Below are 520 nucleotides of genomic sequence, written 5' to 3'. Positions count from 1 at the left end.
TCGCTGGTTGCCGGCGAGCCCGATGATGTAATCGACACCGTGACGGTCGCACCAGTTGAGGATCAGCGGGCGGCAGAAGCCGCTGTCACCTCGGAATACGATCTTCACCTCAGGCCATGCCTGGCGCAGCCGCCGGACCAGCAGGGCGAGGATGGCGCCCGCGTGGTGAGCGGCATCCCGGTAGGCCGGTCGCAGGTAGCTGACCAGCAGCTGGTCGCCACAGAACACGAACAGCGGCAGGAAGATGTAGTGGTCGTAGTAGCCATTGAAGTGCCGCCCGAGCTGCTGGCCATGCCCCCGATCGTCGGTGGCATCGAAGTCGAGATAGAGCGGTTTCTTGGGTGGCCGCCGGAACGAGCGGATGAACTGCTCGATCATCTCCTCGTGGATGGTGACTGCCCAGTCCCGGTCGGCTTGCTGCTCGAAGCGACACAGGGTGGACTGGCTGGCCAGCACGCCGTCGGTATCGACGGCGGTCTGCAGGGCGATGTCGTGACGCAGCGCATGATGGTCGTTGAGG

The 520-nt window shown here is 64.6% G+C and carries 1 protein-coding gene; it reads right to left on the bottom strand.

The window, feature by feature from the left end; genetic code table 11:
• Positions 1-520: transposase (locus ACR80S_RS17190; RefSeq protein ID WP_435403915.1), on the bottom strand; the 520-nt coding region annotated here is incomplete at both ends.

This window comes from Halomonas salsilacus (genome assembly GCF_051216275.1).
Taxonomy (GTDB): domain Bacteria; phylum Pseudomonadota; class Gammaproteobacteria; order Pseudomonadales; family Halomonadaceae; genus Halomonas.
Note: the sequence above shows the minus strand (reverse complement) of the source record. Positions and strands in the feature narration are given on the sequence as shown.